The 24741-nt window shown below is 70.6% G+C and carries 23 protein-coding genes and 1 pseudogene; 11 read left to right on the top strand and 13 right to left on the bottom strand.

All coding sequences use genetic code 11. The features are described from left to right. Positions 1-255, bottom strand: a complete 255-nt coding sequence (gene whiB1, locus G6N26_RS11950; RefSeq protein ID WP_066962223.1) for a transcriptional regulator WhiB1 — start codon at positions 253-255, stop codon at positions 1-3. Between the two features lie 280 nt (positions 256-535). After that, the gene (locus G6N26_RS11945) at positions 536-1501 is read right to left on the bottom strand and encodes a diacylglycerol/lipid kinase family protein (protein ID WP_083020098.1); all 966 of its coding nucleotides are present in this window, start codon (positions 1499-1501) and stop codon (positions 536-538) included. An 85-nt stretch (positions 1502-1586) separates the two neighbouring features. Between G6N26_RS11945 and G6N26_RS11940 the strand changes: the two genes are divergently transcribed. Next, the gene (locus tag G6N26_RS11940; protein WP_083020096.1) at positions 1587-2018 is read left to right on the top strand and encodes a hypothetical protein; all 432 of its coding nucleotides are present in this window, start codon (positions 1587-1589) and stop codon (positions 2016-2018) included. On the opposite strand, the gene G6N26_RS11935 is transcribed toward G6N26_RS11940, so the two are convergent. Genes G6N26_RS11935 through G6N26_RS11925 form a run of 3 tightly spaced genes read right to left on the bottom strand, consistent with a single transcriptional unit; the run spans position 1970 to position 4133 of the window. Continuing rightward, entirely contained in the window at positions 1970-2452 is a 483-nt protein-coding gene (locus tag G6N26_RS11935; protein WP_083020094.1) for a GNAT family N-acetyltransferase, read from the bottom strand. The two genes, G6N26_RS11940 and G6N26_RS11935, sit on opposite strands and share 49 nt — an antisense overlap. After that, positions 2449-3546 carry an isochorismate synthase gene (locus G6N26_RS11930; RefSeq protein WP_083020092.1) on the bottom strand — a complete coding sequence of 366 codons (1098 nt, stop codon included), beginning with the start codon at positions 3544-3546 and terminating at the stop codon, positions 2449-2451. Before G6N26_RS11930 ends, G6N26_RS11935 begins: the two co-directional genes overlap by 4 nt. Then, positions 3543-4133, bottom strand: coding sequence for an acid phosphatase (locus G6N26_RS11925; RefSeq protein WP_083020090.1), 591 nt, complete (start codon positions 4131-4133; stop codon positions 3543-3545). The genes G6N26_RS11930 and G6N26_RS11925 overlap by 4 nt, the downstream gene beginning before the upstream one ends. A 113-nt stretch (positions 4134-4246) precedes the next feature. On the opposite strand from G6N26_RS11925, the gene G6N26_RS11920 reads away from it, so the two are divergent. Beyond that, positions 4247-5047, top strand: a complete 801-nt coding sequence (locus tag G6N26_RS11920) for a ParA family protein (protein WP_095577681.1) — start codon at positions 4247-4249, stop codon at positions 5045-5047. 211 nt (positions 5048-5258) lie between these two features. Here the strand turns inward: G6N26_RS11920 and G6N26_RS11915 are convergent, their stop codons facing one another. Both G6N26_RS11915 and G6N26_RS11910 read right to left on the bottom strand, forming a co-directional pair. Beyond that, complete coding sequence (locus tag G6N26_RS11915) at positions 5259-6485, bottom strand: Rv3212 family protein (RefSeq protein WP_083020089.1); 1227 nt, start codon at positions 6483-6485, stop codon at positions 5259-5261. 16 nt (positions 6486-6501) lie between these two features. Continuing rightward, entirely contained in the window at positions 6502-8046 is a 1545-nt protein-coding gene (locus G6N26_RS11910; protein WP_067167139.1) for a DEAD/DEAH box helicase, read from the bottom strand. Between the two features lie 277 nt (positions 8047-8323). Here G6N26_RS11910 and G6N26_RS11905 point away from each other — a divergent pair, with 277 nt between their 5' ends. Next, positions 8324-9031: a ferritin-like fold-containing protein gene (locus G6N26_RS11905; protein ID WP_067167143.1), complete on the top strand. Its 708-nt coding sequence runs from the start codon at positions 8324-8326 to the stop codon at positions 9029-9031. Positions 9032-9097: 66 nt separating this feature from the next. Here G6N26_RS11905 and G6N26_RS11900 read toward each other — a convergent pair whose 3' ends face one another. Beyond that, a complete protein-coding gene (locus tag G6N26_RS11900; protein ID WP_067167146.1) occupies positions 9098-9805 on the bottom strand; it encodes an MmpS family transport accessory protein in 708 nt (235 codons plus the stop codon). A gap of 213 nt (positions 9806-10018) precedes the next feature. On the opposite strand from G6N26_RS11900, the gene G6N26_RS11895 reads away from it, so the two are divergent. Then, a complete protein-coding gene (locus G6N26_RS11895) occupies positions 10019-10285 on the top strand; it encodes a DUF3107 domain-containing protein (RefSeq protein ID WP_082991306.1) in 267 nt (88 codons plus the stop codon). On the opposite strand, the gene G6N26_RS11890 is transcribed toward G6N26_RS11895, so the two are convergent. After that, a complete protein-coding gene (locus tag G6N26_RS11890; protein ID WP_067167150.1) occupies positions 10282-10965 on the bottom strand; it encodes a TetR/AcrR family transcriptional regulator in 684 nt (227 codons plus the stop codon). The genes G6N26_RS11895 and G6N26_RS11890 overlap by 4 nt on opposite strands. 198 nt (positions 10966-11163) lie before the next feature. On the opposite strand from G6N26_RS11890, the gene G6N26_RS11885 reads away from it, so the two are divergent. The 3 genes from G6N26_RS11885 (at position 11164) to G6N26_RS11875 (ending at position 14427) form a co-directional block, all read left to right on the top strand. Beyond that, complete coding sequence (locus G6N26_RS11885; protein ID WP_225323499.1) at positions 11164-12201, top strand: DUF3152 domain-containing protein; 1038 nt, start codon at positions 11164-11166, stop codon at positions 12199-12201. Positions 12202-12337: 136 nt separating this feature from the next. Beyond that, positions 12338-13537, top strand: coding sequence for an adenylyltransferase/sulfurtransferase MoeZ (moeZ, locus tag G6N26_RS11880; protein ID WP_067167156.1), 1200 nt, complete (start codon positions 12338-12340; stop codon positions 13535-13537). A 35-nt stretch (positions 13538-13572) separates the two neighbouring features. Continuing rightward, the gene (locus G6N26_RS11875) at positions 13573-14427 is read left to right on the top strand and encodes a TIGR02569 family protein (protein ID WP_083020085.1); all 855 of its coding nucleotides are present in this window, start codon (positions 13573-13575) and stop codon (positions 14425-14427) included. Positions 14428-14492: 65 nt separating this feature from the next. On the opposite strand, the pseudogene G6N26_RS11870 reads toward G6N26_RS11875, so the two are convergent. The 3 genes and pseudogenes from G6N26_RS11870 to G6N26_RS11860 all read right to left on the bottom strand — a co-directional run. Beyond that, positions 14493-14795, bottom strand: a pseudogene (locus G6N26_RS11870) (MGMT family protein); the annotation flags it as partial. A gap of 2 nt (positions 14796-14797) precedes the next feature. After that, positions 14798-15583: an alpha/beta fold hydrolase gene (locus tag G6N26_RS11865; protein WP_067167163.1), complete on the bottom strand. Its 786-nt coding sequence runs from the start codon at positions 15581-15583 to the stop codon at positions 14798-14800. A 45-nt stretch (positions 15584-15628) separates the two neighbouring features. Next, a complete protein-coding gene (locus G6N26_RS11860) occupies positions 15629-15829 on the bottom strand; it encodes a hypothetical protein (protein ID WP_067167167.1) in 201 nt (66 codons plus the stop codon). A gap of 122 nt (positions 15830-15951) precedes the next feature. On the opposite strand from G6N26_RS11860, the gene G6N26_RS11855 reads away from it, so the two are divergent. From G6N26_RS11855 to nudC, 4 genes are all read left to right on the top strand, one after another. Continuing rightward, positions 15952-19086: an ATP-dependent DNA helicase gene (locus G6N26_RS11855; protein WP_083020084.1), complete on the top strand. Its 3135-nt coding sequence runs from the start codon at positions 15952-15954 to the stop codon at positions 19084-19086. Then, positions 19083-22394: an ATP-dependent helicase gene (locus G6N26_RS11850; protein WP_083020114.1), complete on the top strand. Its 3312-nt coding sequence runs from the start codon at positions 19083-19085 to the stop codon at positions 22392-22394. The genes G6N26_RS11855 and G6N26_RS11850 overlap by 4 nt, the downstream gene beginning before the upstream one ends. A gap of 61 nt (positions 22395-22455) precedes the next feature. Continuing rightward, complete coding sequence (locus G6N26_RS11845) at positions 22456-23526, top strand: potassium channel family protein (RefSeq protein WP_083020082.1); 1071 nt, start codon at positions 22456-22458, stop codon at positions 23524-23526. Further along, positions 23526-24449 (top strand): NAD(+) diphosphatase, encoded by a 924-nt coding sequence (nudC, locus tag G6N26_RS11840; RefSeq protein ID WP_067167178.1) that lies wholly within the window; start codon positions 23526-23528, stop codon positions 24447-24449. Before G6N26_RS11845 ends, nudC begins: the two co-directional genes overlap by 1 nt. 13 nt (positions 24450-24462) lie before the next feature. Here nudC and G6N26_RS11835 read toward each other — a convergent pair whose 3' ends face one another. After that, entirely contained in the window at positions 24463-24726 is a 264-nt protein-coding gene (locus G6N26_RS11835; RefSeq protein WP_067167182.1) for a mycoredoxin, read from the bottom strand. Positions 24727-24741 lie beyond the last annotated feature (15 nt).

Genomic DNA, 24741 nt, shown 5'->3' with positions numbered 1-24741 from the left:
TTAAACCCCGCTGCGGGCTTTCGTCCGGGCGTTGCGACGCTTCAGCGCACGCCGCTCGTCTTCGCTCATGCCGCCCCAGACGCCCGAGTCCTGGCCCGTGTTCAGGGCCCAGCTCAGGCACTCTGTGGTCACCGAACACCGATTACAGACCAGTTTCGCGTCAGCGATCTGCGCGAGCGCCGGACCACTGTTCCCCACCGGGAAGAACAGCTCCGGGTCTTCGTCACGACAGACCGCCTTGTGGCGCCAATCCATACGTCTTTACTCCTTACTGAGTGCGCAGCAAGGCGCACGGCCAATTTCTTCGGCTGTTAACGCGTGCAGAGGAAAAGGGGCCGCGCCCCTACGTAAATCCCTGCATGCAACCTTTTGATCGTTTCACAGGCTCAACAGATGTCAATAGTGTGAGTTCGCTCGTGGGCTATCTCACTTTGATCATCTCGTAGTCAAGCCCTTACTCCGTTGTACTACACTCACGGGCCACCTCCGGTGTAGCTTTTTGTCGCGTGCGCCACACCTTCCGCGTCGCCGCTGGTCAGCGGCGTTTCTGCTGAGGAGGCGCCGCCACCGCCAGCGCGTCGGGCACCGACTTGAACGTCATGGTTTCGCGCACGCCGAGGTAATCCCCGTCGAACTGGCAGGCCACGGCGCCTCCGGTCGAGGTAACTCGGACGCACGGCAGGTCGTCCTCGGTGACGAGGTGCTTGAAGTTGAACGTGGGCCGTTTTGCGAACATCTGCCGGACGATCCGCAGGGTCGGGATCGCCTTCAGGTTGGTCGGCGCGAACACCCCCAGCCCCGACTCGAAGCTGCAGCCGGGGTTGGTCCACACCGGCCGCTCGTTGGCGAACGTCCACGGACTGGAGTTCGACACGAACGCGAAGCTCACCCCGGTAATGGGTTCGCGGCCGGGAAGTTCGAGCGTCAGCATCGGCTCGCGGCGGGTATAGGCCCACACGGCCGGCACCGACGCGCGGATGTAGCGCCACGCGGTGACCTTGCCGCCCTTGTTGCGTTCGGCCTCCACCGCGGCCACCACCTCGGCGTCGACGCCCATGCCGGTGTTGAACACGGCCCACCGCTCGCCGCAGTCGATCAGGCCGATGCGGCGCCACGTTCCGTGCCGCTGGTGGTCGTCGAGCAGCTGGATGAGCTGATTGGTGGCCGCGACCGGGTCCGGGGAGATGCCCAGCGATCGCGCCAGCACGTTCGCCGAACCGCCGGGCACCACGGCCACCGCCGGCACCGGGCCGGTCGGAAGCGTGCCGGGCCGGCCGAGCAGACCGTTGACCACCCCGCTCACCGTGCCGTCACCGCCGTGCACGACCACGAGGTCGACGCCGTCGGCGACGGCCTTCTGCGCGAGTTCGCTGCCGTGCCCGCGGTGATTGGTGTGTTCGACGGACAGCTGCAGCCGGCTTTTGAGCGCGTGGGCCAGCAGATCGCGACCGGCCGGCGTGGTGGAAGTGGCTGTGGGGTTGACGATCAGCACGGCCCGCATGAAGCACGAGCTTATGCGGGCCGGTTAAGGCGACGCTGTGGGGGAACCGCCGGGGGCGGGCGGCCACCCTGACTACGCTGGCGCTGTGACGCCGCCAGCCGCCCCGACCGCCGTGCGCCGCGCCGGCGTCATCGTCGCGCTGGAGGGGGTGGCCGCGCTGATCGTGGCCGTGGTCCTGGTGGTGCGCGGGATCGCGGGGGCCGACCAGCACGTGGCCAACGGTCTGGCGACCGCCGGCTGGTTCGTCCTCGTCGGCGCCGGGGTGATCGCCGCGGGGCGCGCGCTGATGCTGGGCAGGCGCTGGGGTCGCGGGTTGGCGGTGATCACTCAGCTGCTCTTGCTGCCGGTGGCGTGGTACCTCGCGGTCGGATCACACCAGCCCGGCTTCGGGATTCCGGCGGGATTTGTCGCGCTGGTCGTGTTGGGGTTGCTGTTCAGCCCCGCCGCGGTGCGCTGGGCCGCCGGCAGTCAGGGTGACTCCGCGAGACCCGCCAACGGCGGCCCCGACAGCCGGTAGGTCGTCCATTCCTTTTGCGGTTGCCCGCCGATCCCGTCGTAGAGCGTGATGGCGTCGGCGTTCCAGTTCAGCACCGCCCAGGACAGCCGGGTGTAGCCCCGCTGCAGGCATTCGCCGGCCAGCGCCGCCAGCAGCGCCCGGCCCAGTCCACGCCGGCGAAATCCCGGGCGCACGAACAGGTCTTCCAGATAAATGCCCGCCACGCCGTCCCAGGTGGAGAAGTTGACGAACCACAACGCCATCGCCGCGACCTCGCCGTCCACCTCCGCCACGTGCCCGTACACCGTCGGGCGGTCACCGAAAAGTGCTGCGGAGATTTGCGTTTCGGTGACCGTGCACTGATCGGCGGCGTGCTCGAATTCGGCCAGCGCGTGGATCATTTCGGTGATCACGGCGGCATCTCGCGGTGCGGCGCGGCGGATGTCTGGGGTCATCGTCGGACTTCTAGGGCGTTGAGTATGGTGGCGAATTTCGTTGTGGTCTCGGCGACTTCGTCGTCGGGATCCGACTCGGCGACGATACCGCCACCGGCCCGCGCCAGCGCGCGGCGCCGGTCCGCGGACAGCTGCGCGCAGCGCAGCGACACCACCCAGCGGCCGTCGCCGCGGGCGTCGCACCAGCCCACCGCGCCCGCGTAGAACCCGCGGTCGCCCTCCAACTCGGCGATGAGCTGGACGGCGGCCTTGGTCGGGACACCACCGACGGCCGGGGTGGGGTGTAACGCCAAGGCCAAGTCTATTGCGCTCGTTGAGGTATCGCGTAGACGTCCACTGATCGGTGTGCACAGGTGCCAGACCGCCGCGGTGCGGCTCAGCTGGGGCTCGGCGGCGATCGACAGGTCGTCGCACAGCGGCTCGAGGGCCGCCCGGATGGTCTCGATGACCAGTCGATGCTCGTGCCGGTTCTTGGCCGAGGCGGCCAGCGCGGCGCCGTTGGCCTGATCGGCGTCCGGGTCAGCGGCGCGCGGGGCCGACCCCGCGAACGGCCGGCACTCGACGCGGTCGCCGCTGCGCGCCACCAAGAGTTCGGGGCTGGCGCCCACCAGGGCCACGCCGGCGTAATCGTCGCCGGCGGCGCTGAGGTCGACGAGGTATCCGTAGGCCGCCGGGTCCGCGGCCACCAGCCGGCGCAGGACGGCCCGCGCGTCCAGGGGGGCGTCGGCCACCAGTTCCAAGGCGCGGGCCAAGACCACCTTGTGCAGCGGGTTGTCGGCGGCGGCGAGCTGATCGCGGGCGCGGCGGATCCGGTCGCGATAGTCACCCGGCGGTGGGAGGGCCGCCGCTACCCGAACCGGCGGCAGTGCGCCGGTCGGCCAGTCCGGCGGACCCTCGGTGACTTTGACGGCATGCGGCGTCAGCAACGCGGCCGGTTTGGTGACGTCAAAGGGCAAGGCGCCCAACACAATCGGCGCCTTATTCGACCGCAGCGCCGCCTGCGCGGCGCCCACGTCGCCGTAGCGCCGCAAGACGCCGTCGGCGATCAGGGTTTGGGTGGGCCCGCACAGCGCGAACGGCGGTTCGCTGCTCACTGACCGGTCAACCCGAGCGCTCGCAGCTGCCGCACCCCGTGCTCGAACCCGCAGACCGCGATCGAGGCGGTGATCATGCCGAAGCGGCTGCCCTCGACCAGCGGCAGTTCGACCCAGCGGGTGATCACCGCGCGCGAGAAGTGGCCGTGGCTCACGAAGACCACATCCCGCGACTCCATGTGGCGCAGCGCCGTCGTGACCGCGGCGTCGGCCCGCTCGCTGACCTGCGCGACGCTCTCGCCGTCCGGGCAGCCGTGCGTCCACACCAGCCAGTCGGGAGCCGACTCCTGAATTTGCGCGGTGGTCAGACCTTCATACGAGCCGTAGTCCCACTCCGCGAGCTGTTCGGTCACCTCGTCGATGGACAGCCCGGCCAGCTCCGCGGTGACCAGCGAGCGTCGCCGCGGGCTGCTGATCACCAGCGGGTCAACAAGTTTGAGTTCGCCCAGCACCCCGGCTGCCAGCTGGGCCTGTTCCCGGCCGGCGTCGGTCAGTTCGACCTCGGTATGCCCGGTGTGCTGGCCCGATTTCGACCACTCGGTCTCGCCGTGGCGCAACAGCACCAAGCGGTGATCATGCAAGCCCATACCGAATGATTCTGCCGGACGACATGCGGGGGCGGTTGGGCCCAAGCGCATGGTGGACGAACATGCCAGGATGGCACTGTGTACGCGCGGCGATGCGGAGGGGCGGGCGGCTGGTGAGTAGGACCCGGGTATTGGCGGTGGCCAACCAGAAAGGTGGCGTCGCCAAGACGACCACGGTTGCCTCGCTGGGGGCGGCGATGGTGGAGGAGAAGAAGCGGGTGCTGCTGGTCGACCTCGACCCGCAGGGCTGCCTGACCTTCTCGCTGGGCCAAGACCCCGACAAACTCCCGGCCTCCGTGCACGAGGTGTTGCTCGGCGAGGTCGAGCCCAACGCCGCGCTGGTCGAGACGGCGGAGGGAATGACGCTGCTGCCGGCCAACATTGACCTGGCGGGCGCCGAGGCGATGCTGCTGATGCGGGCCGGCCGCGAATACGCGCTCAAGCGCGCGCTGGCCAAACTCGCCGACCGGTTTGACGTGGTGATCATCGACTGCCCGCCGTCGCTGGGCGTGCTGACCCTCAACGGGCTGACGGCCGCCGACGAGGTCATCGTGCCGCTGCAGTGCGAGACGCTCGCGCATCGTGGCGTCGGCCAGTTCCTGCGGACCGTCGCCGATGTCCAGCAGATCACCAATCCGGAGCTCCGCCTGCTCGGCGCCTTGCCGACGTTGTACGACTCGCGCACCACCCACACCCGCGACGTGCTGCTCGACGTCGCCGATCGCTACAGCCTGCCGGTGCTGGCCCCACCGATTCCGCGCACGGTCCGTTTCGCCGAGGCCAGCGCCTCTGGCTCGTCGGTGATGGCGGGCCGCAAGAACAAGGGCGCGTCGGCCTACGGCGAGCTGGCCACGGCGTTGCTCAAGCACTGGAAGAGCGGCAAGCCGTTGCCGACGTTCGCCGTCGAGGTCTAGTAGCGATCGCCTGCCCGCCGCGTGCGCCGGGCGCGGCGCGTATTGAGTGTGAACTGACGGCTTTGAGTGTGCGGGGGCGGCGTGCCCGGTCGGCGTGTCGTCGCCGCAGGTTCACACCGAAAGCCAACGATTCACACTCGACGGGCCAAGACGGGCCAAGACGGGCGAAGGTGGCGTCGATGGGCGACTGCCGTCCCGGCTCCGCAAGCGCTCAGCCCAGGGCGACCACGGTGTCGCCGCGCTGCTCGAATACTCGTGATCCCGACACGGCCGGGATCACCGGCGCTCCCGGCGGCGGGGGGCTCGTCGCCCGGTCCACCGGAATGTAGCGTTCGCCGGCCCCGCTGAGGGGGTCGTAGACGCCGATCGCGCCCGTGACCGGCACCAGCAGCCGGCCCGCCATCATCACGCCCGGGCCCAGCGGCGCCGTCTTGTCGCCCGCGGCGATGGTGTAGCGCAGCGCCAGGGTGTTCACGTCGAAAACCATCAGCGAATCGCCGGTCCACCAGGTCATCAGGCTGCCCGCGTGCGAGACCGCCGCCGAGCGCGACGGCGGCTTGGGCAGCAGGGTGCTCGCCACGGTGGCGCCGGTTTCGTCGATCACGTCCACTCGGGGTTGGGGCGCCGGCAGGTACACCGCGGTGGTGGCGTCCCTTACGGCCAGTACCCGGGCGCCCGAGTCGGGCGCGATGCCCGGCTCGGCCACAATGTGCTGCTGGGGTTCGTCGTCGTCCTTGCCGGGCCGGAGCAGCACTAGCCGCAGGTCGGCCTGATTCGCGCAGCTCTCCAGCACCGAGACCGCGGACGAGCTGGCCGCGGCCGAGATCAGCTTGCAGCCGGAGTGCAGCCCCCGCGCCGACGGCTTCACCCGGGCGTCGGCCTCGCCGTAGGCCACCATCCGGACCATGTCCGAGCGCCACAGCTCCAGGTGCGTGTCACCGACCGACAGGACCGTCATGCCGTCGGAAGACAGCCGCACCCGCGGGTCGGCATAGCCGCTGCGGGCTGGGCCGCGGCGGCCGGTGGAGCCGTCCAGGGTGCTCACCTGCCCGCAGCCGCGATCGTCGGAAAAGACCCCGACGGCGTAGCGGTACAGCCACGAGACTCCGCAGAGGCTGGTGTCGCGGGCGTAGCTCCAGCGGGACTGGCCGGTGCCGGCGTCGCGCCCGTCGATCCGGACGCCCGCACCGGTGACGACCACCCCGCCCACCACCACCGGCTCGGTGGTGGCCGGACTGGAGGCGGTCCACAGTTGTTTCAGGCCGGCGGGAACCTGCCGGGCCGGGCTCGGGTTGGGCGCCGGAGCGGCGGCCGGGCGGCTGCTGGTCGCCCGCGCGTCGCTGGTCCACCAGATCAGGGCCGCGGCCAGGGCGACGACGACCGCGATGCTCGCGGCGGCCAGGACGTCGCGCTTGGTCCGGCGCTCGGGTCTGACCATGCGTGAGCGTGGGGCGTTAGTTGGTTTGCGCGGTGGGGGCGGCCGCATGCCCTTCGGCGGGCTTGCGACGACGGCGGCGGCGACGGCCGGAACCGGGGTTTCCCGGGGGAGAGCCGGCCGGCGTTTCCCCGGTCGCGTCGCCGTTGCTGCTCGCGGCGCCGTTGCCCGACGGGTGGCCGCTGACCGGCTGGCCGCCGCGGGTGCGTCGCCGCGTGCCGGACCGGCGCGCGGTCTTCTCCGACTTCTGGCCCGCCGGCTTCGGGCCGGCGCGCTCGCCGCTGCGGCGTGCGCCCTGCGCCTTGCGGGCCGCGCCGACCGTGCCGGCGGCTTCGGCGGGGATGCCCAGCTCGTCGTACAGGTGCGGCGAGCTGGAATACGTCTCGGGGGGCTCCGGGCAGTCCAGCCCCAGCGCCTTGTCGATCAGCGCCCAGCGGGTGAGCTCGTCCCAGTCCACCAGGGTGACCGCGACCCCGGTCTTGCCGGCGCGGCCGGTGCGCCCGATGCGGTGCACGTAGGCCTGCTCGTCCTCGGGGATCTGGTAGTTGATGACGTGGGTGACGTCGTCGATGTCGATGCCGCGCGCGGCCACGTCCGTGGCGACCAGCACGTCGATGTCGCCGCCCCGAAAGGCCTTGAGCGCCTTCTCGCGAGCCACCTGTCCGAGGTCACCGTGGACGGCTCCCACCGCGAAACCGCGCTCGGCCAACTCGTCGGCGACCTTCTGCGCGGTGCGCTTGGTGCGGGTGAAGATCATCGTGGCGCCGCGGCCGTCGGCCTGCAGCACCCGGCTCACCAGCTCGACCTTGTCCAGGGCGTGGGCCCGGTAGGCGTACTGGGCGGTGGTGTCGTGGGTGGCGGCCGAGTGTGGCGCTTCCGCCCGGATGTGGGTGGGCTGGCTCATGAAGGTGCGGGCCAGCGTGATGATCGGGTCGGGCATGGTCGCCGAGAACAGCATCGACTGCCGGTCGACCGGGATCTGGCGCAGGATGCGCTCGATGTCGGGCAAAAAGCCCAGGTCGAGCATTTCGTCGGCTTCGTCGAGCACCAGCACAGACAGCCCGCCGAGCTGCAGGTGGCCCTGCTGGCTCAGGTCGAGCAGCCGGCCCGGAGTGCCCACCACGACGTCGGCGCCGGCGCGCAGCGCCTCGATCTGCGTCTCGTAGGGGCGACCGCCGTAGATCGGGACCACCGACAGCCGCCGGTCCTCGTCGGCGGTCAGGTGCTTGGCCGCCAGCGCCAGGTCATCGGTCACCTGCAGGCACAGCTCGCGGGTGGGCACCACGATCAGCGCGCGCGGGGTGCCGTTGAGGGGCCGTGCCGCGGTGCCGGACGTGATGCGCTGCAGCAGCGGCACGCCGAAGGCGAAGGTCTTGCCCATGCCGGTGCGGGCCTGGCCGATCAGGTCGTCGCCGGCGAGCGCCAGCGGCAGGGTCAGTTCCTGGATCGCAAAAGGGCTTTCGATCCCTTTTTCGGCGAGCGCGCGCACGATTTCGTCGCGGACGCCGAGTTGGGCGAATGTCGGTTGGGGGGTCAGTTCAGTTGTGCTGGTCGGTGTGGTCATGCGTGGGTAGGTAGCCTCTCGAAGACGTATCGGATTGTGTCGGTGTTTCTCTGTCGCGGTCACGCGCGCACGAGTTCCGACTCCGAATACGTCGCCGAGTCGCGGGCTCCGGCTCAGGCTGGGTGGTCCCAGCCCGGGCGGGCCTGCTGTGCACGCACATTTCGCCGATAGCGGCGTGGAAGAACTTTGGCACAAATAAAGCCGCCATCTAGCTACATGATAGCTGGTCGAACGCTGGCATCCATTTTGCGTCGACCGTGCCGACTACAGTGTTGCCATGACCCGGCCCTCTTACCAGCCCTCTTCCACCGACCAAGTGGAGGATTCGGCGGCTCCACGATTGTCGGCCGACCACCCCGGGGTCAACGAGTTGTTCGCGGTCTTGGCCTACGGCGAGATCGCCGCGTTCTACCGGCTCACCGACGAGGCACGGATGGCCCCTGACCTGCGCGGACGAATTTCGATGGCGAGCATGGCCGCCGCCGAGATGCAGCACTATGAGCAGCTGCGCGACGCGCTGGAAAGCCGCGGCGTCGACGTGGTGTCGGCGATGTCGAAGTACGTCTCGGCGCTGGAGAACTACCACCGGCTGACGATGCCGAGCACGTGGCTGGAAGCCTTGGTGAAGACGTATGTCGGTGACGCCCTGGCCGCCGATTTGTATCTGGAAATCGCCGACGGACTGCCCGACGAGGTCGCCGACGTGGTGCGGGGGGCGCTGGCCGAGACCGGGCACTCCCAGTTCGTCGTCGCCGAGGTTCGCGCCGCCGTCACGTCCAGCGGCAGGCAGCGCAGCCGGCTGGCGCTGTGGTCACGCCGCCTGTTCGGCGAGGCGATCACTCAGGCGCAGTACCTGCTGGCCGACCACGACGAGCTCGTCGACCTGGTGATGTCGGGTGCCGGCGGCCTGGGCCAGCTCAACGCGTTCTTCGATCGGTTGCAGCAGACGCACGACCGCCGGATGCACGAATTGGGCCTGAGCTGACGCTTCGCCGTGCTCGCAAGCGCGGCGTGGCCGGGCGCAGCGGGTCGCGGGCGTGGGCCACAGGACTCAGTGTGAGCAGGTCGCCATGTTCGACGGGTTGCCCGACGCCATGATCCGCTGGCCGGCGGCGTTGAAGACCGAGCAGCTGAGCTGGCCGTAGAAGCTCGTCGCGACGACCGATTCGGTCTGCACGCCGGGATTGAGGACCACCACCTTCGACCACGGCAGCGACACGTTGAACTCGCTCTGGGGGACCCCCCGCGCGTCGGTGTAGACCACGTTCACCAGGTCCAGCAGCTGCTTGGTCCCGCTCACGCTGTAGACGACGGTGCGCGGGTTCAGCGCTGCCGTCGGCGGCGCCGGCACGAGAGACGGTGCGGCCGTGGGCATTTGGGCCGCGGGGGTGCTCGGCGCGGCGCTCGGTGTGGTGACGGTCGTCACGGTCTCGGGCGGCAGCTGGGCCACGCGTGAGGGGCTCGGCGGCGTGGACGCCTTGGTCGTCGCGGGCGCCGTGGTCACCACGCTCGGGGTCGGCGCTCCCAGCGTGGCCTTGGTGGACGCGCTGTCGCCGCTGTTGATGATGACGGCGGTGGCGATGGCGCCCACGGCCACCACCGCGCCGAGAATGGCCGTCGCGGGTCGCCAGCGCGAGTCGGCCGGCCAGCCCGTCCAGTTGTAGTCGGCATTCAGGTAGGGGTCGGTGTCGCAGTCGTCAGCGTCGTCGTCCGGGTAGCTCCGGATCCGGTCGTCGAGGTGCGGCAATGTGGTACCCATGGGGCCGAAGTTAGCCATGTGAAAGCACGGATCGGGTATCGCGCGGGTGCGTGAGACAACCTGCAAGCGAATCGTTATCGGCGCGCGACCGAAGTTTCGCTGACCGCGAAGTGTGGGGACGCGACGAGGTGGGGGTCAGCCGCGTCAACTAGCCTGCTGCTGACAGGGCTGGGACTTCGCCGCCCGCGCACGACTCCAATGCCTACGGAAGGGGTGACCGTGGAGGTCAAGATCGGGATCACGGATAGTCCGCGCGAGTTGGTCCTCGCCAGCGACCAAACACCCGCCGAAGTCGAAGAACTGGTCAGCGCCGCGCTCAGCGAAGGGGCGGGGCTGCTGCGACTGAGCGACGAGCGGGGCCGCCGCTTCCTGATCCACACCACCAAGATCTCCTACGTCGAGATCGGCGTCGCCGACGCGCGCCGGGTGGGCTTCGGCATCAGCGCCGAAACCGGGAAACACGCCGGGAAGGGACGTTAGGAACGAGTCAGCGGCACGTGTGACAGTCCGCCCCAGGCGAACTGGACGGTGCCCTCGACGGCGTCCGCCTTGGAGATCGGGCGATCGGAGTCGAGCCAGTACCTGGCGCAGTCGACGCTGATGCCGACCAGTCCGACGGCGATCATCCGCGCGCGGTGCGGGTCCAGACCGGAATCCTCGCTGATCAACGCGAACACCGCGTCGATGCAGGATTCGGTGGCGACACGCACCTGGGCGGCCACCTCGGGTTCGGTGACGTAGTCGTTCTCGAAGATCAGCCGGTATCCCTGGCTGTCGTGCTCGATGAAATCGAAGAACGCCTGCACCGCGGCGTGCAACCGGCGGCGGTTGTCCTTGGTGGCGCTCAACGCCTGCTGGACGCCGGAGACCAGGTTTTCCACGTGCCGCGCCAGCACCGCCAGGTACAGCTCGAGCTTGCTCGTAAAGTGTTGGTACAGAACGGGTTTGCTGACCCCGGCCCGATCGGCGATCTCGTCCATGCCAGCCGCGTGGTAGCCGCGGTCGACGAAGACGTCGCTGGCGACGATGAGCAACTGGCCGCGGCGCTCATCGCGGGGCAGCCGGTTGCCCCGCCGGTTGGGAGCCGCGGCGCCGTCCGGCCGGCCGCGGTCAGCCGATCTGACGGCACGCCGTGCCGGCATCTTGGCGAGTTCGCTCATCGAGTCCTCATCTGATTGTCGACGGCCGGCCGTCGGTGCACCGGGGCCAGCCGCTCGCAGCTCGTTGAAAAGACCTTACTACCCGCGGGGTTGCAGCTCCCGCCATCGCCTTTGTCGCCGCTGGCAGAAGCGGTGTCGGGCGGGGGATTCGGGCGCGCCACGGTCGGCGCGGGTGGCCGGCTGTGTAATCCTGGGAAAATGACGTCGCAGCGGCCCCCGCGCAGTAGCGGTCGCGTGCCGGTGCTGCGCGACGAGTGGCGCGAGCCGTTGCGCGCGCTGCGCGACCCCTTGGCCGCCCCGGAAGCCGGGCGGGCGCGGGCCGATCGTGAGCGGCAGCGCCAGTGGCGTAAACAGACGTGGCTGGGGCGGTTCGTCTCCACCTACGGCTGGCGCGCGTACGCCCTGCCCGTGCTGGCGGTGCTGACCGGCGTGGTCATGTACCAGACGGTGACCGGCGCCGGCGCGTCGAAGCCGACGGCCAGTCAGCCCATCGAGACTCCGCCCGCGATCGGCGCGGTGGGCACCACGATCATCGACGCCCCGCCGCGCGGGCTCGCCGCGTTCGACGCCAACCTGCCGGCCGGGACGTTGCCGGACGGCGGCCCCTTCACCGAAGCGGGCGACAAGACGTGGCACGTGGTGCCCGGCGCGACGCCCCAGATCGGTCAGGGCACCGCCAAGGTGTTCCGGTACACCGTCGAGGTGGAGAACGGCATCGATCCGACGATGTTCGGTGGCGACGAGGCGTTCGCCCAGATGGTCGACCAGACCCTGGCGAATCCGAAGGGCTGGACGCACAACCCGCAGTTCGCCTTCATCCGGGTCGACGTTGCCAACGGGGTAAAGCCGGACTTTCGGATCTCGCTGGTGTCGCCGGTGACGGTGCGGGAGGGTTGCGGCTACGAATTCCGGCTGGAGACGTCCTGCTACAACCCGGTTTTCGGCGCCAACCGCGAGGCCCGGGTCTTCATCAACGAGGCGCGCTGGGTGCGCGGCGCCGTGCCGTTCGAAGGCGATATCGGCTCGTACCGGCAGTACGTGATCAACCACGAGGTCGGCCACGCCATCGGATACCTGCACCACGAGGCTTGCGAACAGCAGGGCGCCCTGGCGCCGGTGATGATGCAGCAGACGTTCTCGACGTCTAACAACGACGCCGCGGGATTCGACCCCGACACCGTCAAGGCCGACGGGAAGACCTGCCGGTTCAACCCCTGGCCGTACCCGATCGCCTAGCCCGCCGACGATGCGCGCCGCGTAGTGGCGTGAGGAGGAGGCGGGCAATCGGCCTAGCCCGATCGTTCGAGCGCGACGTCTCGTTGCCGTCGTCCCGGCGGGCTGCTGTGATGGTTGGAGAAGCCAAACCGAGGAGATGTTGTCCGTGTCGTCGTTGCCGCCGCTGGTGGCGCCCGCAGACCACCTGACCGGTGACGAGGTGGCCCGCTACAGCCGTCACCTGATCATTCCCGGCCTGGGCGTCGACGGGCAGAAGCGGCTCAAGAACGCCCGGGTGCTGGTGATCGGCGCCGGCGGCCTGGGGGCGCCGACCCTGCTCTACCTGGCCGCCGCAGGCGTGGGCACCATCGGCATCGTCGAATTCGACGTCGTCGAGGAATCCAACCTGCACCGCCAGATCATCCACGGCGTCGCCGACGTCGGGCGGCCCAAGGCCGTCTCGGCGCGCGAGTCGATGGCCGCGATCAACCCGCTGGTCGACGTGCGCCTGCACGAGGTACGCCTGGACTCCACCAACGCCGTCGAGTTGTTCGGCCAGTACGACCTGATCGTGGACGGCACCGACAACTTCGCCACCCGCTATCTGATCAACGACGCGGCGGTGCTGGCGAAAAAGCCGTACGTGTGGGGGTCGATCTACCAATTCGAGGGCCAGATCTCGGTGTGCTGGGAGGACGCGCCCGACGGACGCGGCCTCAACTACCGCGATCTCTACCCGGAGCCGCCGCCGCCCGGCACCGTGCCGTCGTGCGCCGAGGGCGGCGTGCTGGGCATCGTCTGCGCGTCCATCGCCTCGGTGATGAGCACTGAAGTGATCAAACTCATCACCGGCATCGGCGACTCGCTGCTGGGGCGATTGATGATCTACGACGCGCTGCAAATGACCTACCGCACCATCGCGATTCGTCGCGACCCGACCGACGCGTCGAGGCCGACGATCACCGAGCTCGTTGACTACGAGCAGTTGTGTGGCGTGGTGGCCGAAGCCCCGGCCGACGACGCGCTCGCCGATGACTCCGCCATCACCCCGCGGGAGCTGCGCGAGCTGCTGGATTCCGGCAAGGAGCTGGCCCTGATCGACGTCCGCGAGCCCGTGGAGTTCGACATCGTGCACATCGACGGGGCGCAGCTGGTCCCGCAGTCGTCGATCAACTCCGGGGAGGGTCTGGCAAAGCTGCCGCGGGATCGCATGCCGGTGCTGTATTGCAAAACGGGGGTTCGCTCGGCGCAGGCGCTGGCGGTGCTGAAGCAGGCGGGATTCGCCGATGCGGTGCACTTGGAGGGCGGAATTGTGGCCTGGGCGCAGCAGATGCAACCCGACATGATCCTGTACTGACCAATAGGACTGTTGTACTCGTTTAGAGTACCGGTGTGACTGTCGAGCCACCGCCGGACCATGTGCTGTCGGCGTTCGGTTTGGCCGGCGTCAAACCCGTCTATCTGGGCGCCAGCTGGGAGGGCGGCTGGCGGTGCGGTGAAGTCGTCTTGTCGCTGGTGGCCGACAATGCCCGCGCGTCGTGGTCCGCCCGGGTTCGCGAGACGTTGTTCGTCGACGGCGTCCGGCTGGCCCGCCCGGTCCGTTCCACCGACGGGCGCTACGTCGTTTCCGGGTGGCGCGCGGACACCTTCGTCGCCGGCACGCCGGAGCCCCGCCACGACGAGGTCGTCTCGGCGGCGGTGCGCCTGCACGAGGCGACGGGCAAACTGGACCGCCCCCGCTTTCTGACCCAGGGCCCCACGGCGCCCTGGGGGGACGTCGACATCTTCATCGCCGCCGACCGCGCGGCCTGGGAGGAACGGCCGCTGGCCTCCGTGCCGCCCGGCGCCCGAACGGCCCCCGCGACCGCGGACGCCGAGCGCTCGGTGGAGCTGCTCAACCAGCTCGCCACGTTGCGCAAGCCGACCAAGAGCCCCAACCAGTTGGTGCACGGGGACCTTTACGGCACAGTGCTTTTCGTCGGCACCGCGGCACCCGGCATCACCGACATCAGCCCGTACTGGCGACCGGCGTCGTGGGCGGCGGGCGTGGTCGTCATCGACGCGTTGTCCTGGGGTGAGGCCGACGACGGACTCATCGAACGCTGGAACGCCCTGCCGGAATGGCCGCAGATGTTGTTGCGGGCGTTGATGTTTCGCCTTGCGGTCCACGCGCTACACCCGCGTTCCACCGCCGAGGCGTTCCCCGGGCTGGCCCGCACCGCGGCGCTGGTCCGGCTGGTGCTCTAGTCGGCCGCGTGGCGACCCGCTGCGCGGCGCTTCGCCGCGCTGGCGATCGCCACCGGCCGGTAAGCCCCGTTGGGGAATTCGTAGCGAACCTCGGCCAGCGCGATCCGGCCGTCGTGGGCAAGCACGCCCTCGGCGCGCAGCAGCTCCAGCTGGCGGGTGGTCAGATGGCGCGCCGGACGCCCGGAGGCGGTGATGACGCGGTGCCACGGCAGGTCAGAGGAGTCGGTCCGCATGATCCAGCCGACGATTCGCGGACTGGAAAGCCCTGCGACCGAGGCGATGTCGCCGTAGGTGGCCACCCTGCCGGACGGGATGGCGGCGACCAGCGCTCGCACCCGCTCGACCTGATCCTCGGTCACCGGCGCCACGGTCAGCGGGCTTCCAGCAACTCGCGGGCCAGCGCGGCGACGTCGTCGGGCTTGGCGTAGGGCACCATGTGGTTGCAGTCGAAATCCAGCAGCCGGAAACGGGATCCCAGCCGCTGCGCAAGGCCCGTAACGAGTTCGTCGGTGACATACGGCGGCGATGTTCGCTTGGCGCGCACCAGGATCGTGGGCGTGTGGGCCGGCGGCAGCACGGCGTCGCGGGCGAGCTCGCTCCAGTACGCCATCATCGCCGGCAGGCTGATGCGCCAGCCGTAGCGTCCATTCGGCAGCGCGATCAGATGCTCGTCGAGCTCGGCGTCGAGCAGCGCGGGCTCGACGTCCGACCACGAACCATGCACCTTCTCCATGCGCGCTTCCTCGGCGTCGGGATAGTCGGGCGAGGACAACATGGCCTCGGCGATCTCGCCCATCCACGCGCCGTCCAGCCCGATCGCCGGATCCAGGAGCAGCAGTCCCGCCACCTGGTTCGGCCGGGCCGCGGCCACGTGCATGGCAAGGCCCGCGCCGAACGAATGGCCGACCACCACCACCGGCGTGCCGGCCTGCGCGTCGAGCAGGGCGGCCAGCGCCGCGACGTTGGCGTCGATGGTCCACGGCGCAGCCCACGAGGAGCGGCCGTGGCCGAGTAGATCCGGTGCGGCCAGCCCGATCTCGGGTAGCAGGCCGGACAGCTGCTGCCAGCGCTGCCCGTGCCCGGTCAACCCGTGCAGCGCCAGGATCCGCGCCGGACCGGACGGGCCGTAGCGGTGGACGTACAACTCAGCGGTCACGCGTCGATGGTGCCAGCCGTCATCACCGGGCTTCGCGGGCGGCCCTCAGCGGTCGTCATCCCGATCGTCGTCCGCGGACACGACGTAGGCCTGCTCGATCACGTCGGCTTCGTTGGCCTCGCGATCCCGGGCGCTCACGTAATTGATGTCCAGGCCGGCGTCGTCGTCGGAAGCGGCGGGCCGGCGTTGCTCCACCGCGTCGCCCTCGGGCGCCTCGTCGGTGGGAAAGCCGCGTTCGTCCGTCATGGTCTTCAACCCCTCCTGTGCTGCCTCGAGATCATTCTTCGCGCTGCTGCGACTTCCAGAGTAGGAGCCGGCGTCGGCGTCGGCCGGGCCCACTTGTCACACCCTGGTGATTGCATGCAGCCATGGCACACACCTGGGAGGCCGACGCGAGCGCTCTGCTGGTGCCCGGGGCGCGCGGGGTCGTTCGCGTGCTGGGCGGGCCCGGCACCGGCAAGAGCAGCCTGCTGATCGACGCGGCGGTCGCCCAGATCGACGGCGGGATGGACCCGGAATCGGTTCTGCTGCTTACCGGTTCCGGCCGGCTCGGGATGGCCGAGCGCAGCGCATTGACGACGGCGTTGCTGCGCTCGCGATCGGACGGCCCGGGTCGCGTCGCCGTCAGCGAACCGCTGGTGCGGACCGTGCACGGGTACGCCTACGCGGTCTTGCGGCGCGCCGCCGAGCGTGCCGGCGATGCACCCCCGCGGCTGGTCACCAGCGCCGAGCAGGACGCCATCATCCGGGAACTGCTGGCCGGAGACCTCGACGACGGCCCGCGCGCGGCGACCGCATGGCCGGCGCAGCTACGGCCGGCGCTGAGCACCGCGGGGTTCGCCACCGAACTGCGAAACCTGCTGGCCCGCTGCGCCGAACGCGGTATCGACCCCCAGGAATTGGAGCGGCTGGGCCGCCGCTGCCGCCGGCCGGAATGGACGGCGGCCGGTCAGTTCGCGCGCCAGTACGAGCAGGTGATGCTGCTGCGCGCGGCGGTCGGCACGGCCGCGCCGGAGGCGACGTCCCCCGCGCTCGGCGCCGCCGAATTGGTGGGCGCGGCGCTGGAGGCGTTCGCCGTCGACCCCGAGCTGCTGGCCGCCGAACGCGGCCGGATTCGCGTTCTGCTCGTCGACGACGCCCAACAACTCGACCCGCAGGCCGCTCGCCTGGTTCGGGTGCTCGCGGCGGGCGCCGAGCTGGCGCTGATCGCCGGCGACCCCAACCAGGCGGTGTTCGGCTTCCGGGGCGGCGAACCGGCCGGGCTGCTCGACGGCGACGGCCCGGCGGTGACGTTGACGACGTCGCATCGCTGCGCGCCCGCTGTGGCCCGCGCCGTCAGCGGCATCGCCGCCCGGTTGCCCGGCGGCAGCGCCGGCCGCCGGATCGACGGCGCCGGGCCGGGGGAAGGGTCGGTCACGGTGCGGCTCGCCGCCTCCGCGCACGCCGAGGCGGCGGCGATCGCCGACGCGCTGCGGCGGGCGCACCTGGTCGACGGCGTGCCCTGGTCGCAGATGGCGGTCATCGTCCGCTCGGTGCCGCGGGCCGGCGCGCGGTTGCCGCGTGCGCTGGCCGCCGCCGGGGTGCCGGTGGCCGCGGCCCCCGCCACCGGGCCGCTGGCCGAGGAGCCGGCGGTGCGTGCGCTGCTGACCGTGCTGCTGGCCGCCGCAGACGGGCTGAACGGACAGCAGGCGCTCGCGTTGCTGACCGGGCCCATCGGTCGTGTCGACCCGGTTTCGCTGCGCCAGCTGCGCCGAACGCTGCAGCGCGCCAACCCCGATCACCCGTCCGGCGATTTCACCGAGCTGTTGGTCGAGGCGCTGTCGGACGCCGTGCCGCCCGGCCCGCAGTTCCGCTCGCTGCGCAAGGTTCGCGCGGTGCTGGATGCGGCCGCGCGGTGCCACGGCGCCGGTGAAGACCCGCGCTACACCCTGTGGGCCGCCTGGCACCGGTCCGGGCTGCAGCGGCGCTGGCTGTCGGTCAGCGAGCGCGGCGGTCCCGCCGCCGCCCAGGCCACCCGGGATCTCGAGTCGGTGACCGCGTTGTTCGACATCACCGACGATTACGTGTCGCGGACTTCGGGTGCGTCGGTGCGCGGGCTGGTCGAGCACGTCGCCGCGCTGCAGCTGCCGAGCGCCAACCCCGAGCCGGCGGCCACGGCCGGGCAGGTCAGGGTGCTCAGCGCGCACGCCGCGCTGGGACACGAATGGGAATTCGTGGTCATCGCCGGATTGCAGGATGGGTTATGGCCCAACACCGTTCCCCGCGGCGGTGTGCTGGGCACCCAGCGCCTGCTCGACGAGCTGGACGGGGTCACTGCGGATGCCTCGATGCGGGCCCCCCTGGCGGCCGAGGAGCGCAGGTTGCTGGTGGCGGCGATGGGCCGCGCCCGTCGGCGGCTGCTGGTGACGGCCGTCGACAGTGACACCGGCGGCGCGGACCACGCGGCCGCGCTGCCGTCGCCGTTCTTCTTCGACATCGCGCAGTGGGCCGACGAGGACGTGGACGATGACGTGCTGCAGCCTGTTTCGTCACCGCGAGTGCTGTCGGCGGCCGCCCTGGTGGGTCGGCTGCGCGGCGTGGTCTGCGCCCCCGACGGGGCGGTGGACGATCTCGCCCGCGACTGCGCGGCAACACAATTGGCCCGGCTGGCCAAAGCCGGGGTGGCCGGCGCGGACCCGGCCGGATGGCACGGCCTGACCGCAGTCAGCACCGGCGAACCGCTGCGGGGCGGCGACGACGTCGTCACGCTGACCCCGTCGACCCTGCAGACGCTGACCGACTGCCCGCTGCGCTGGCTGGCCGAACGGCACGGCGGGACCAACCCGCGCGATCTGCGCTCCACCATCGGGTCGGTGGTGCATGCGCTGGTCGCCGAACCGCAAACGAGCGAATCGGAACTGCTGGCTCAGCTGGAGCGCGCCTGGCGGCACCTGCCCTTTGCGGCGCAATGGCATTCGGACAACGAGCTGGCCCGCCACCGCGCGATGCTCGAGGCGTTCGTCGCATGGCGAAGCCAGAGCCGCGGGGCGCTGACCGAGGTCGGCGTCGAGGTCGAGATCGACGCAACGCTGGACGCCGGCGACGGGAAACAGGTGCGATTGCGCGGCCGCGTCGACCGGCTGGAGCGCGACGCCGCCGGCCGGCTGGTGATCGTCGATGTCAAGACCGGCAAGTCCCCCGTGAGCAAGGACGACGCCCAGCAACACGCCCAGCTGGCGATGTATCAGCTGGCGGTGGCCGAAGGCTTGGTGGCCTCCGGGGGTGACACGGTGGAACCCGGTGGGGCGCGGCTGGTTTACGTCGGCAAGACCGGGGCGGCGGGGGCCGTCGAACGGGAACAGGATCCGCTGACAGCGGCCGGCGGCGACGAGTGGCGCGATGTCATCCGGCGCGCGGCGGACGCGACGGCCGGCCCGCAGTTCGTCGCGCGGCGTAACGACGGTTGCACGCACTGCCCCATCCGGCCGTGCTGTCCGGTGCACACCGACGGGGCGGCCCGATGAACGCGCGCTACAGTCCGAGCGAATTGGCCTGCGCGCTAGGTCTTTTCCCGCCCACCGAGGAGCAGTCCGCGGTCATCGCAGCGCCGCCGGGCCCACTGGTCGTCATCGCGGGGGCCGGGGCCGGCAAAACCGAGACCATGGCCGCGCGGGTGGTGTGGCTGATCGCCAACGGCTACGCCGAACCCTCCCAGGTGCTGGGACTGACGTTCACCCGCAAGGCCGCCGGCCAGCTGCTGCGCCGGGTCCGGTCCCGGCTGGCCCGGCTGGCCGGCGTCGGGCTGGCCCCCGTCGGCAATGCCGCCGCCGAGCCCGAGGGCGCCGCGGTGATCAGCACCTACCACGCGTTCGCGGGCTCGTTGCTGCGCGATCACGGGCTGCTGCTGCCCGTCGAGCCCGACACCCGGTTGCTCAGCGAAACCGAGTTGTGGCAGCTGGCTTTCGACGTAGTCAACGGCTACCGCGGCGAGTTGCACACCGACAAGACACCCGCCGCCGTCACCTCGATGGTGTTGCGCCTGTGGGGACAGCTCGCCGAACACCTCGTCGACACCGGCCAGCTGCGCGATACCCACGTGGAGCTGGAGCGGCTCATCCATGCCCTGCCCGCCGGTCCCTATCAGCGGGAGCGCGGCCCCAGCCAATGGCTGCTGCGGCTGCTGGGCACCCAGACCGAGCGCGCGGAATTGGTGCCGCTGCTCGATGCGCTCAACGAGCGCATGCACGCCTCCAAGGTGATGGATTTCGGGATGCAGATGGCCTCGGCGGCGCGACTGGCGGCGGGCTTCCCGCAGGTCGGCGAGGAACTGCGCGCCCGCTACCGGGTGGTGCTGCTCGACGAGTACCAGGACACCGGCCACGCCCAGCGCATCGCGCTGTCGGCCCTGTTCGGCGGCGGGGTCGACGACGAGCTGGCGTTGACGGCCGTCGGCGACCCCATCCAATCCATCTACGGCTGGCGCGGCGCCTCGGCGACCAACCTGCCCCGGTTCACTACCGACTTTCCCCACGCCGATGGCAGCCCCGCGCCCGTCCTGGAATTGCGGACCAGCTGGCGCAATCCACCGCGGACCCTGCGGGTCGCCAACGCCGTCTCCGCCGAGGCGCGGCGGCGGTCGGTGGCCGTCCACGCGCTGCGCCCGCGCCCGGACGCCCCGCCCGGCACCGTCCGCTGCGCCCTGCTGCCCGACGTGGTGGCCGAGCGTGAGTGGATCGCCGATCACTTCGACGCCCGCTACCGGCGCGCCCGGGACGAGGGTGTCAGCCCACCGACGGCCGCGGTGCTGGTGCGCCGCAACGCCGATGCCGCGCCGATCGCCGACGCGTTGCGGACGCGCGGAATCCCTGTCGAGGTTGTGGGGCTGGCCGGGCTGCTGTCCGTGCCCGAGGTCGCCGAGGTGGTGGCCATGCTGCGCCTGGTCGCCGATCCGACGGCCGGCGCGGCGGCGATGCGAGTGCTGACCGGCGCGCGCTGGCGTCTCGGCGCCCGCGACATCGCCGCGCTGTGGCAGCGTGCGCGTGCGCTCGGCGGGGCCGTGGCGGGCGCCGCGCCGCTCTCGCCCGAGGCGATCGCGAGCGCCGCCGACCCCTCCCACGTCGACACCGACACCCTCTGCCTAGCCGACGCGATCGCCGATCCGGGTCCGGCCGGCGCGTATTCGGACGCGGGATATCAGCGCATCGCCGCGCTGGCCGCTGAGCTGAGCGCCCTGCGCGGCCACCTCGGCCATCCCGTTGCCGATCTGGTGGCCGAGGTGCGCCGGGTGCTGGGCGTCGACTGCGAGGTCCGGGCCGCGGCGGGTGTAGAGGCGGGCTGGGCCGGCACCGAGCACCTGGACGCGTTCGCCGACGTCGTCGCCGGTTACGCCGAGCGGACCGACGGCGCGACCACGCGGCTGGACGCGTCCGCGACCGCCTCGGTGGCTGGCCTGCTGGCATTTCTGGATGCGGCCGAGACGGTCGAGAACGGTTTGGCGCCAGCCCCCTTGGCCGTCGCACGCGACCGCGTCCAGGTGCTCACCGTGCATTCCGCCAAGGGGCTGGAATGGCAGCTGGTGGCGGTCGCACACCTCTCGGGCGGGACGTTCCCGTCGACCGCGTCCAAGAGCACGTGGCTCACCGACGCCGCCGAGCTGCCACCGCTGCTGCGCGGCGACCGCGCCGCCGCGGGCGCGCTGGGCATCCCGATGCTGGACACCTCGGACGTCACCAACCGAAAACAGCTGTCGGACAAGATCTCCGAGCATCGCCGCCAGCTTGATCAGCGGCGCGTCGACGAGGAGCGCCGATTGCTGTATGTCGCCATCACCCGGGCCGAGGACACCCTGCTGCTGTCCGGGCACCACTGGGGCGCCACCGGGATCAAGCCGCGTGGCCCGTCGGACTTCCTGGTGGAGATCAAGGACGTCATCGACGGTGCCGCCGCGGCCGGTGATCCCTGCGGAACCGTGGAGCACTGGGCGCCCTCGCCCGCCGATGGAGAACGGAATCCGCTGCGCGACAACGTTATCGAAGCGGTGTGGCCCGTCGACCCGCTGGCCACGCGGCGCAACGAAGTCGAGCGCGGCGCGGCCCTGGTGAACCGGGCGCTGGTCGACGAACCCGGCCAGCCGTGCGCCGATGTCGACGGCTGGGCCGCCGACGTCGACGCCTTGTTGGCCGAACGGGCGCGGTTGACCGAGTCGCCGACCCGGGAGCTGCCCGGGCAGTTGTCGGTCAGCTCCCTGGTTGGCCTGGCGCGCGACCCGGCCGGTACCGCGCAGCGGTTGAGGCACCGGTTGCCGTCACGACCCGACCCGCACGCGCTGCTGGGCAACGCGTTTCACGCCTGGGTTCAGAAATTCTACGGCGCCGAATGCCTGTTCGATCTCGGCGATCTGCCGGGCGCGGCGGACTCCGACGTCGGCGACACCGCCGGACTGACCGCGCTGCAAGCGGCGTTCAGCGAATCGCCCTGGGCCGCAAGGACTCCCGTCGCAGTCGAGGTGCCGTTCGAGATGCCGATCGGTGACACCTTGGTCCGCGGCCGCATCGACGCGGTGTTCGTCGATGCCGATGGCGGCGCGACCGTGGTGGACTGGAAAACCGGTGAAGCGCCGCACGGCCCGGAGGCGCTGCGCCAGGCCGCCGTCCAGCTCGCGGTGTACCGCATGGCGTGGGCGGCGTTGGCGGGAGTTCCGGAATCATCGGTGCGCACCGCGTTCTTTTACGTGCGTACCGGTGCGACGGTCGCCCCCGCGGAACTGCCGGACCCTGCAGAGCTGGCCGCGCTATTGGCCGATTCCGCCGGCGAGCGCCCCGCCCGTGTCTGACGTGGTTACATTTGAGGCGTGCGTCTGTCGTGCGATCGGTTCGATGCGATAACGGAATTCCGTGGCCAGAAGTAGCTGGCGGCGGCTGGGGCGTCTCGACGAGCGGTTGACGGTCCAGCCCAGTTACGCGCTCGTCGGCGTGCTGCGCATTCCCCAGGGGCGGTCGAGCCCCGCGCGCATCATCTCTCGTCGGGTGGCCATCGCCATCGCGGCGTTGTTCGTCGGCGCCATCACCGTCTACCTCGATCGCGACGGGTACCACGACGCGCAGGGTGACCGGCTGACGTTCCTGGATTGCCTGTACTACGCGGCGGTCACGCTGTCGACGACCGGCTACGGCGACATCACGCCCATCTCGGAATTCGCGCGGGCGATGAACGTTTTGATCGTCACCCCGCTGCGCATCGCATTCCTGATCTTGTTGGTCGGCACCACGCTCGAGGTCGTCACCGAAACGTCCCGGCAGGCGTGGAAGATCCAGCGTTGGAGGAGCAAAGTGCGCAACCACACCATCGTGATCGGCTACGGCACCAAGGGCAAAACGGCGGTCGCGGCCATGCTCGGCGACGAGGTGGTCCCCGGCGAAATCGTCGTCGTCGACACCGATCAGGCCGCCCTCGACCGCGCCGCATCCGCCGGCCTGGTCACCGTCCATGGTGACGCGACGAAATCCGACGTGCTACGGCTGGCTGGTGCCCAGCACGCGGCCTCGATCATCATCGCGTCCAGCCGCGACGACACCGCCGTGCTCGTCACGCTGACCGCGCGGGAGATCTCGCCCAAGGCCAAGATTGTGGCGTCGATCCGGGAGGCCGAAAACCAGCACCTGCTGCAGCAATCGGGCGCGGACTCGGTGGTGGTCTCCTCGGAAACCGCCGGCCGGTTACTCGGCCTGGCCACCACCACGCCGAGTGTCGTGGAGATGATCGAGGACCTGCTGACCCCCGACGCCGGGCTGGCCATCGCCGAACGCGAGGTCGACCAGACCGAAATCGGCGGATCCCCAAAGCATCTGCGTGACATCGTGCTCGGTGTGGTGCGCGACGGCCACCTGCTGCGCATCGGTGCTCCCGAGGTGGACGCGATCGAGGCCAACGACCGGCTGCTCTACGTCCGGGACGCGGGACACTAGTGGATTTCCAGCTGCGCAGCGTTCCGCTGCTGTCGCGCGTCGGCGCCGACCGAGCCGATCAGCTGCGCACCGACGTCGACGCGGCCACCGCGGGCTGGGCCGAGGCGGCGCTGCTGCGGGTGGACTCGCGCAACCAGGTGCTGGTCGCCGACGGCCGGGTGGTGCTGGGCGCCGCCGCCGAACTGGGCGACAAGCCGCCGTCGGACGCGGTGTTTCTGGGGCGCCTCGAGGACGACCGCCACGTGTGGGCGATCCGCGGCGCCCTGCAGGCCCCGGAGGATCCCGACGCGCGCACCGAGGTGGTGAACCTGCGCAGCCTCGGCCCGATCTTCGACGACGCCAGCGGCCAGTTGATGTCATCGGCAGTCGCGCTGCTGAATTGGCACGAGAAGGCGCGATTCAGCTCGGTGGACGGCTCGCCGACACGTCCGGCCCGGGCGGGCTGGTCGCGCGTGAACCCGGTCACCGGGCATGAGGAGTTCCCGCGCATCGACCCCGCGGTGATCTGCCTGGTGCACGACGGCGGCGACCGCGCGGTGCTGGCCCGCCAGGCGGTGTGGCCGGAGCGGATGTTCTCGCTGCTGGCCGGGTTCGTCGAGGCCGGTGAGTCTTTCGAGGGGTGTGTGGCCCGGGAGATCCGCGAAGAGATCGGGCTGACCGTGAGCGACGTGCGCTACTTGGGCAGTCAGCCGTGGCCGTTCCCGCGCTCGCTGATGGTCGGCTTCCACGCCGTCGGCGACCCGGCGCAGGAGTTTTCGTTCAACGACGGCGAGATCGCCGAGGCCGCGTGGTTCACCCGCGATGAGGTGCGCGAGGCGCTGGCGGCCGGGGACTGGTCGAGTTCCTCGGAGTCGAAACTCCTGCTGCCCGGGTCGATTTCGATCGCGCGGGTCATCATCGAATCCTGGGCCGCGATCGACTGACCCCGGCGCGGGCTCAGTTGCCGGTCTCGGCCAGCTTTGCCTTGACCTGGGCGGCGCTCGGGTTGGTCAGCGTCGACCCGTCGGCGAACTTCACCGTCGGGACCGTCCTGTTGCCGCCGTTGACCGAGCTGACGAAGTCAGCGGCCGCGGCGTCGTGCTCGATATCGACCGCCTCGTAGGCAATGCCGTTGGACTTGAGCACCGTCATGAGCCGATGGCAGTAGCCACACCAGGAGGTCGTGTAGACGGTGAGCGGGGCATTGGTGGTCGTCGCCATAGCTGGTTAACGTAG

Origin of the sequence: Mycobacterium marseillense, from assembly GCF_010731675.1 — a bacterium.
GTDB classification, from domain to species: domain Bacteria; phylum Actinomycetota; class Actinomycetes; order Mycobacteriales; family Mycobacteriaceae; genus Mycobacterium; species Mycobacterium marseillense.
The sequence above is the reverse complement of the archived record's forward strand: the minus strand, read 5'-3'. Positions and strand labels throughout refer to the sequence as shown.

Bases quoted from the DNA above. Each gene is read 5' to 3' on its own strand.
- whiB1 (WP_066962223.1), bottom strand. From the start codon at position 255: ATGGATTGGCGCCACAAGGCGGTCTGTCGTGACGAAGACCCGGAGCTG.
- G6N26_RS11945 (WP_083020098.1), bottom strand. From the start codon at position 1,501: ATGCGGGCCGTGCTGATCGTCAACCCCACAGCCACTTCCACCACGCCG.
- G6N26_RS11935 (WP_083020094.1), bottom strand. From the start codon at position 2,452: ATGACCCCAGACATCCGCCGCGCCGCACCGCGAGATGCCGCCGTGATC.
- G6N26_RS11925 (WP_083020090.1), bottom strand. From the start codon at position 4,133: ATGGGCTTGCATGATCACCGCTTGGTGCTGTTGCGCCACGGCGAGACC.
- G6N26_RS11915 (WP_083020089.1), bottom strand. From the start codon at position 6,485: ATGGTCAGACCCGAGCGCCGGACCAAGCGCGACGTCCTGGCCGCCGCG.
- G6N26_RS11910 (WP_067167139.1), bottom strand. From the start codon at position 8,046: ATGACCACACCGACCAGCACAACTGAACTGACCCCCCAACCGACATTC.
- G6N26_RS11905 (WP_067167143.1), top strand. From the start codon at position 8,324: ATGACCCGGCCCTCTTACCAGCCCTCTTCCACCGACCAAGTGGAGGAT.
- G6N26_RS11900 (WP_067167146.1), bottom strand. From the start codon at position 9,805: ATGGGTACCACATTGCCGCACCTCGACGACCGGATCCGGAGCTACCCG.
- G6N26_RS11890 (WP_067167150.1), bottom strand. From the start codon at position 10,965: ATGAGCGAACTCGCCAAGATGCCGGCACGGCGTGCCGTCAGATCGGCT.
- G6N26_RS11885 (WP_225323499.1), top strand. From the start codon at position 11,164: ATGACGTCGCAGCGGCCCCCGCGCAGTAGCGGTCGCGTGCCGGTGCTG.
- moeZ (WP_067167156.1), top strand. From the start codon at position 12,338: ATGTTGTCCGTGTCGTCGTTGCCGCCGCTGGTGGCGCCCGCAGACCAC.
- G6N26_RS11860 (WP_067167167.1), bottom strand. From the start codon at position 15,829: ATGACGGACGAACGCGGCTTTCCCACCGACGAGGCGCCCGAGGGCGAC.
- G6N26_RS11855 (WP_083020084.1), top strand. From the start codon at position 15,952: ATGGCACACACCTGGGAGGCCGACGCGAGCGCTCTGCTGGTGCCCGGG.
- G6N26_RS11850 (WP_083020114.1), top strand. From the start codon at position 19,083: ATGAACGCGCGCTACAGTCCGAGCGAATTGGCCTGCGCGCTAGGTCTT.
- G6N26_RS11835 (WP_067167182.1), bottom strand. From the start codon at position 24,726: ATGGCGACGACCACCAATGCCCCGCTCACCGTCTACACGACCTCCTGG.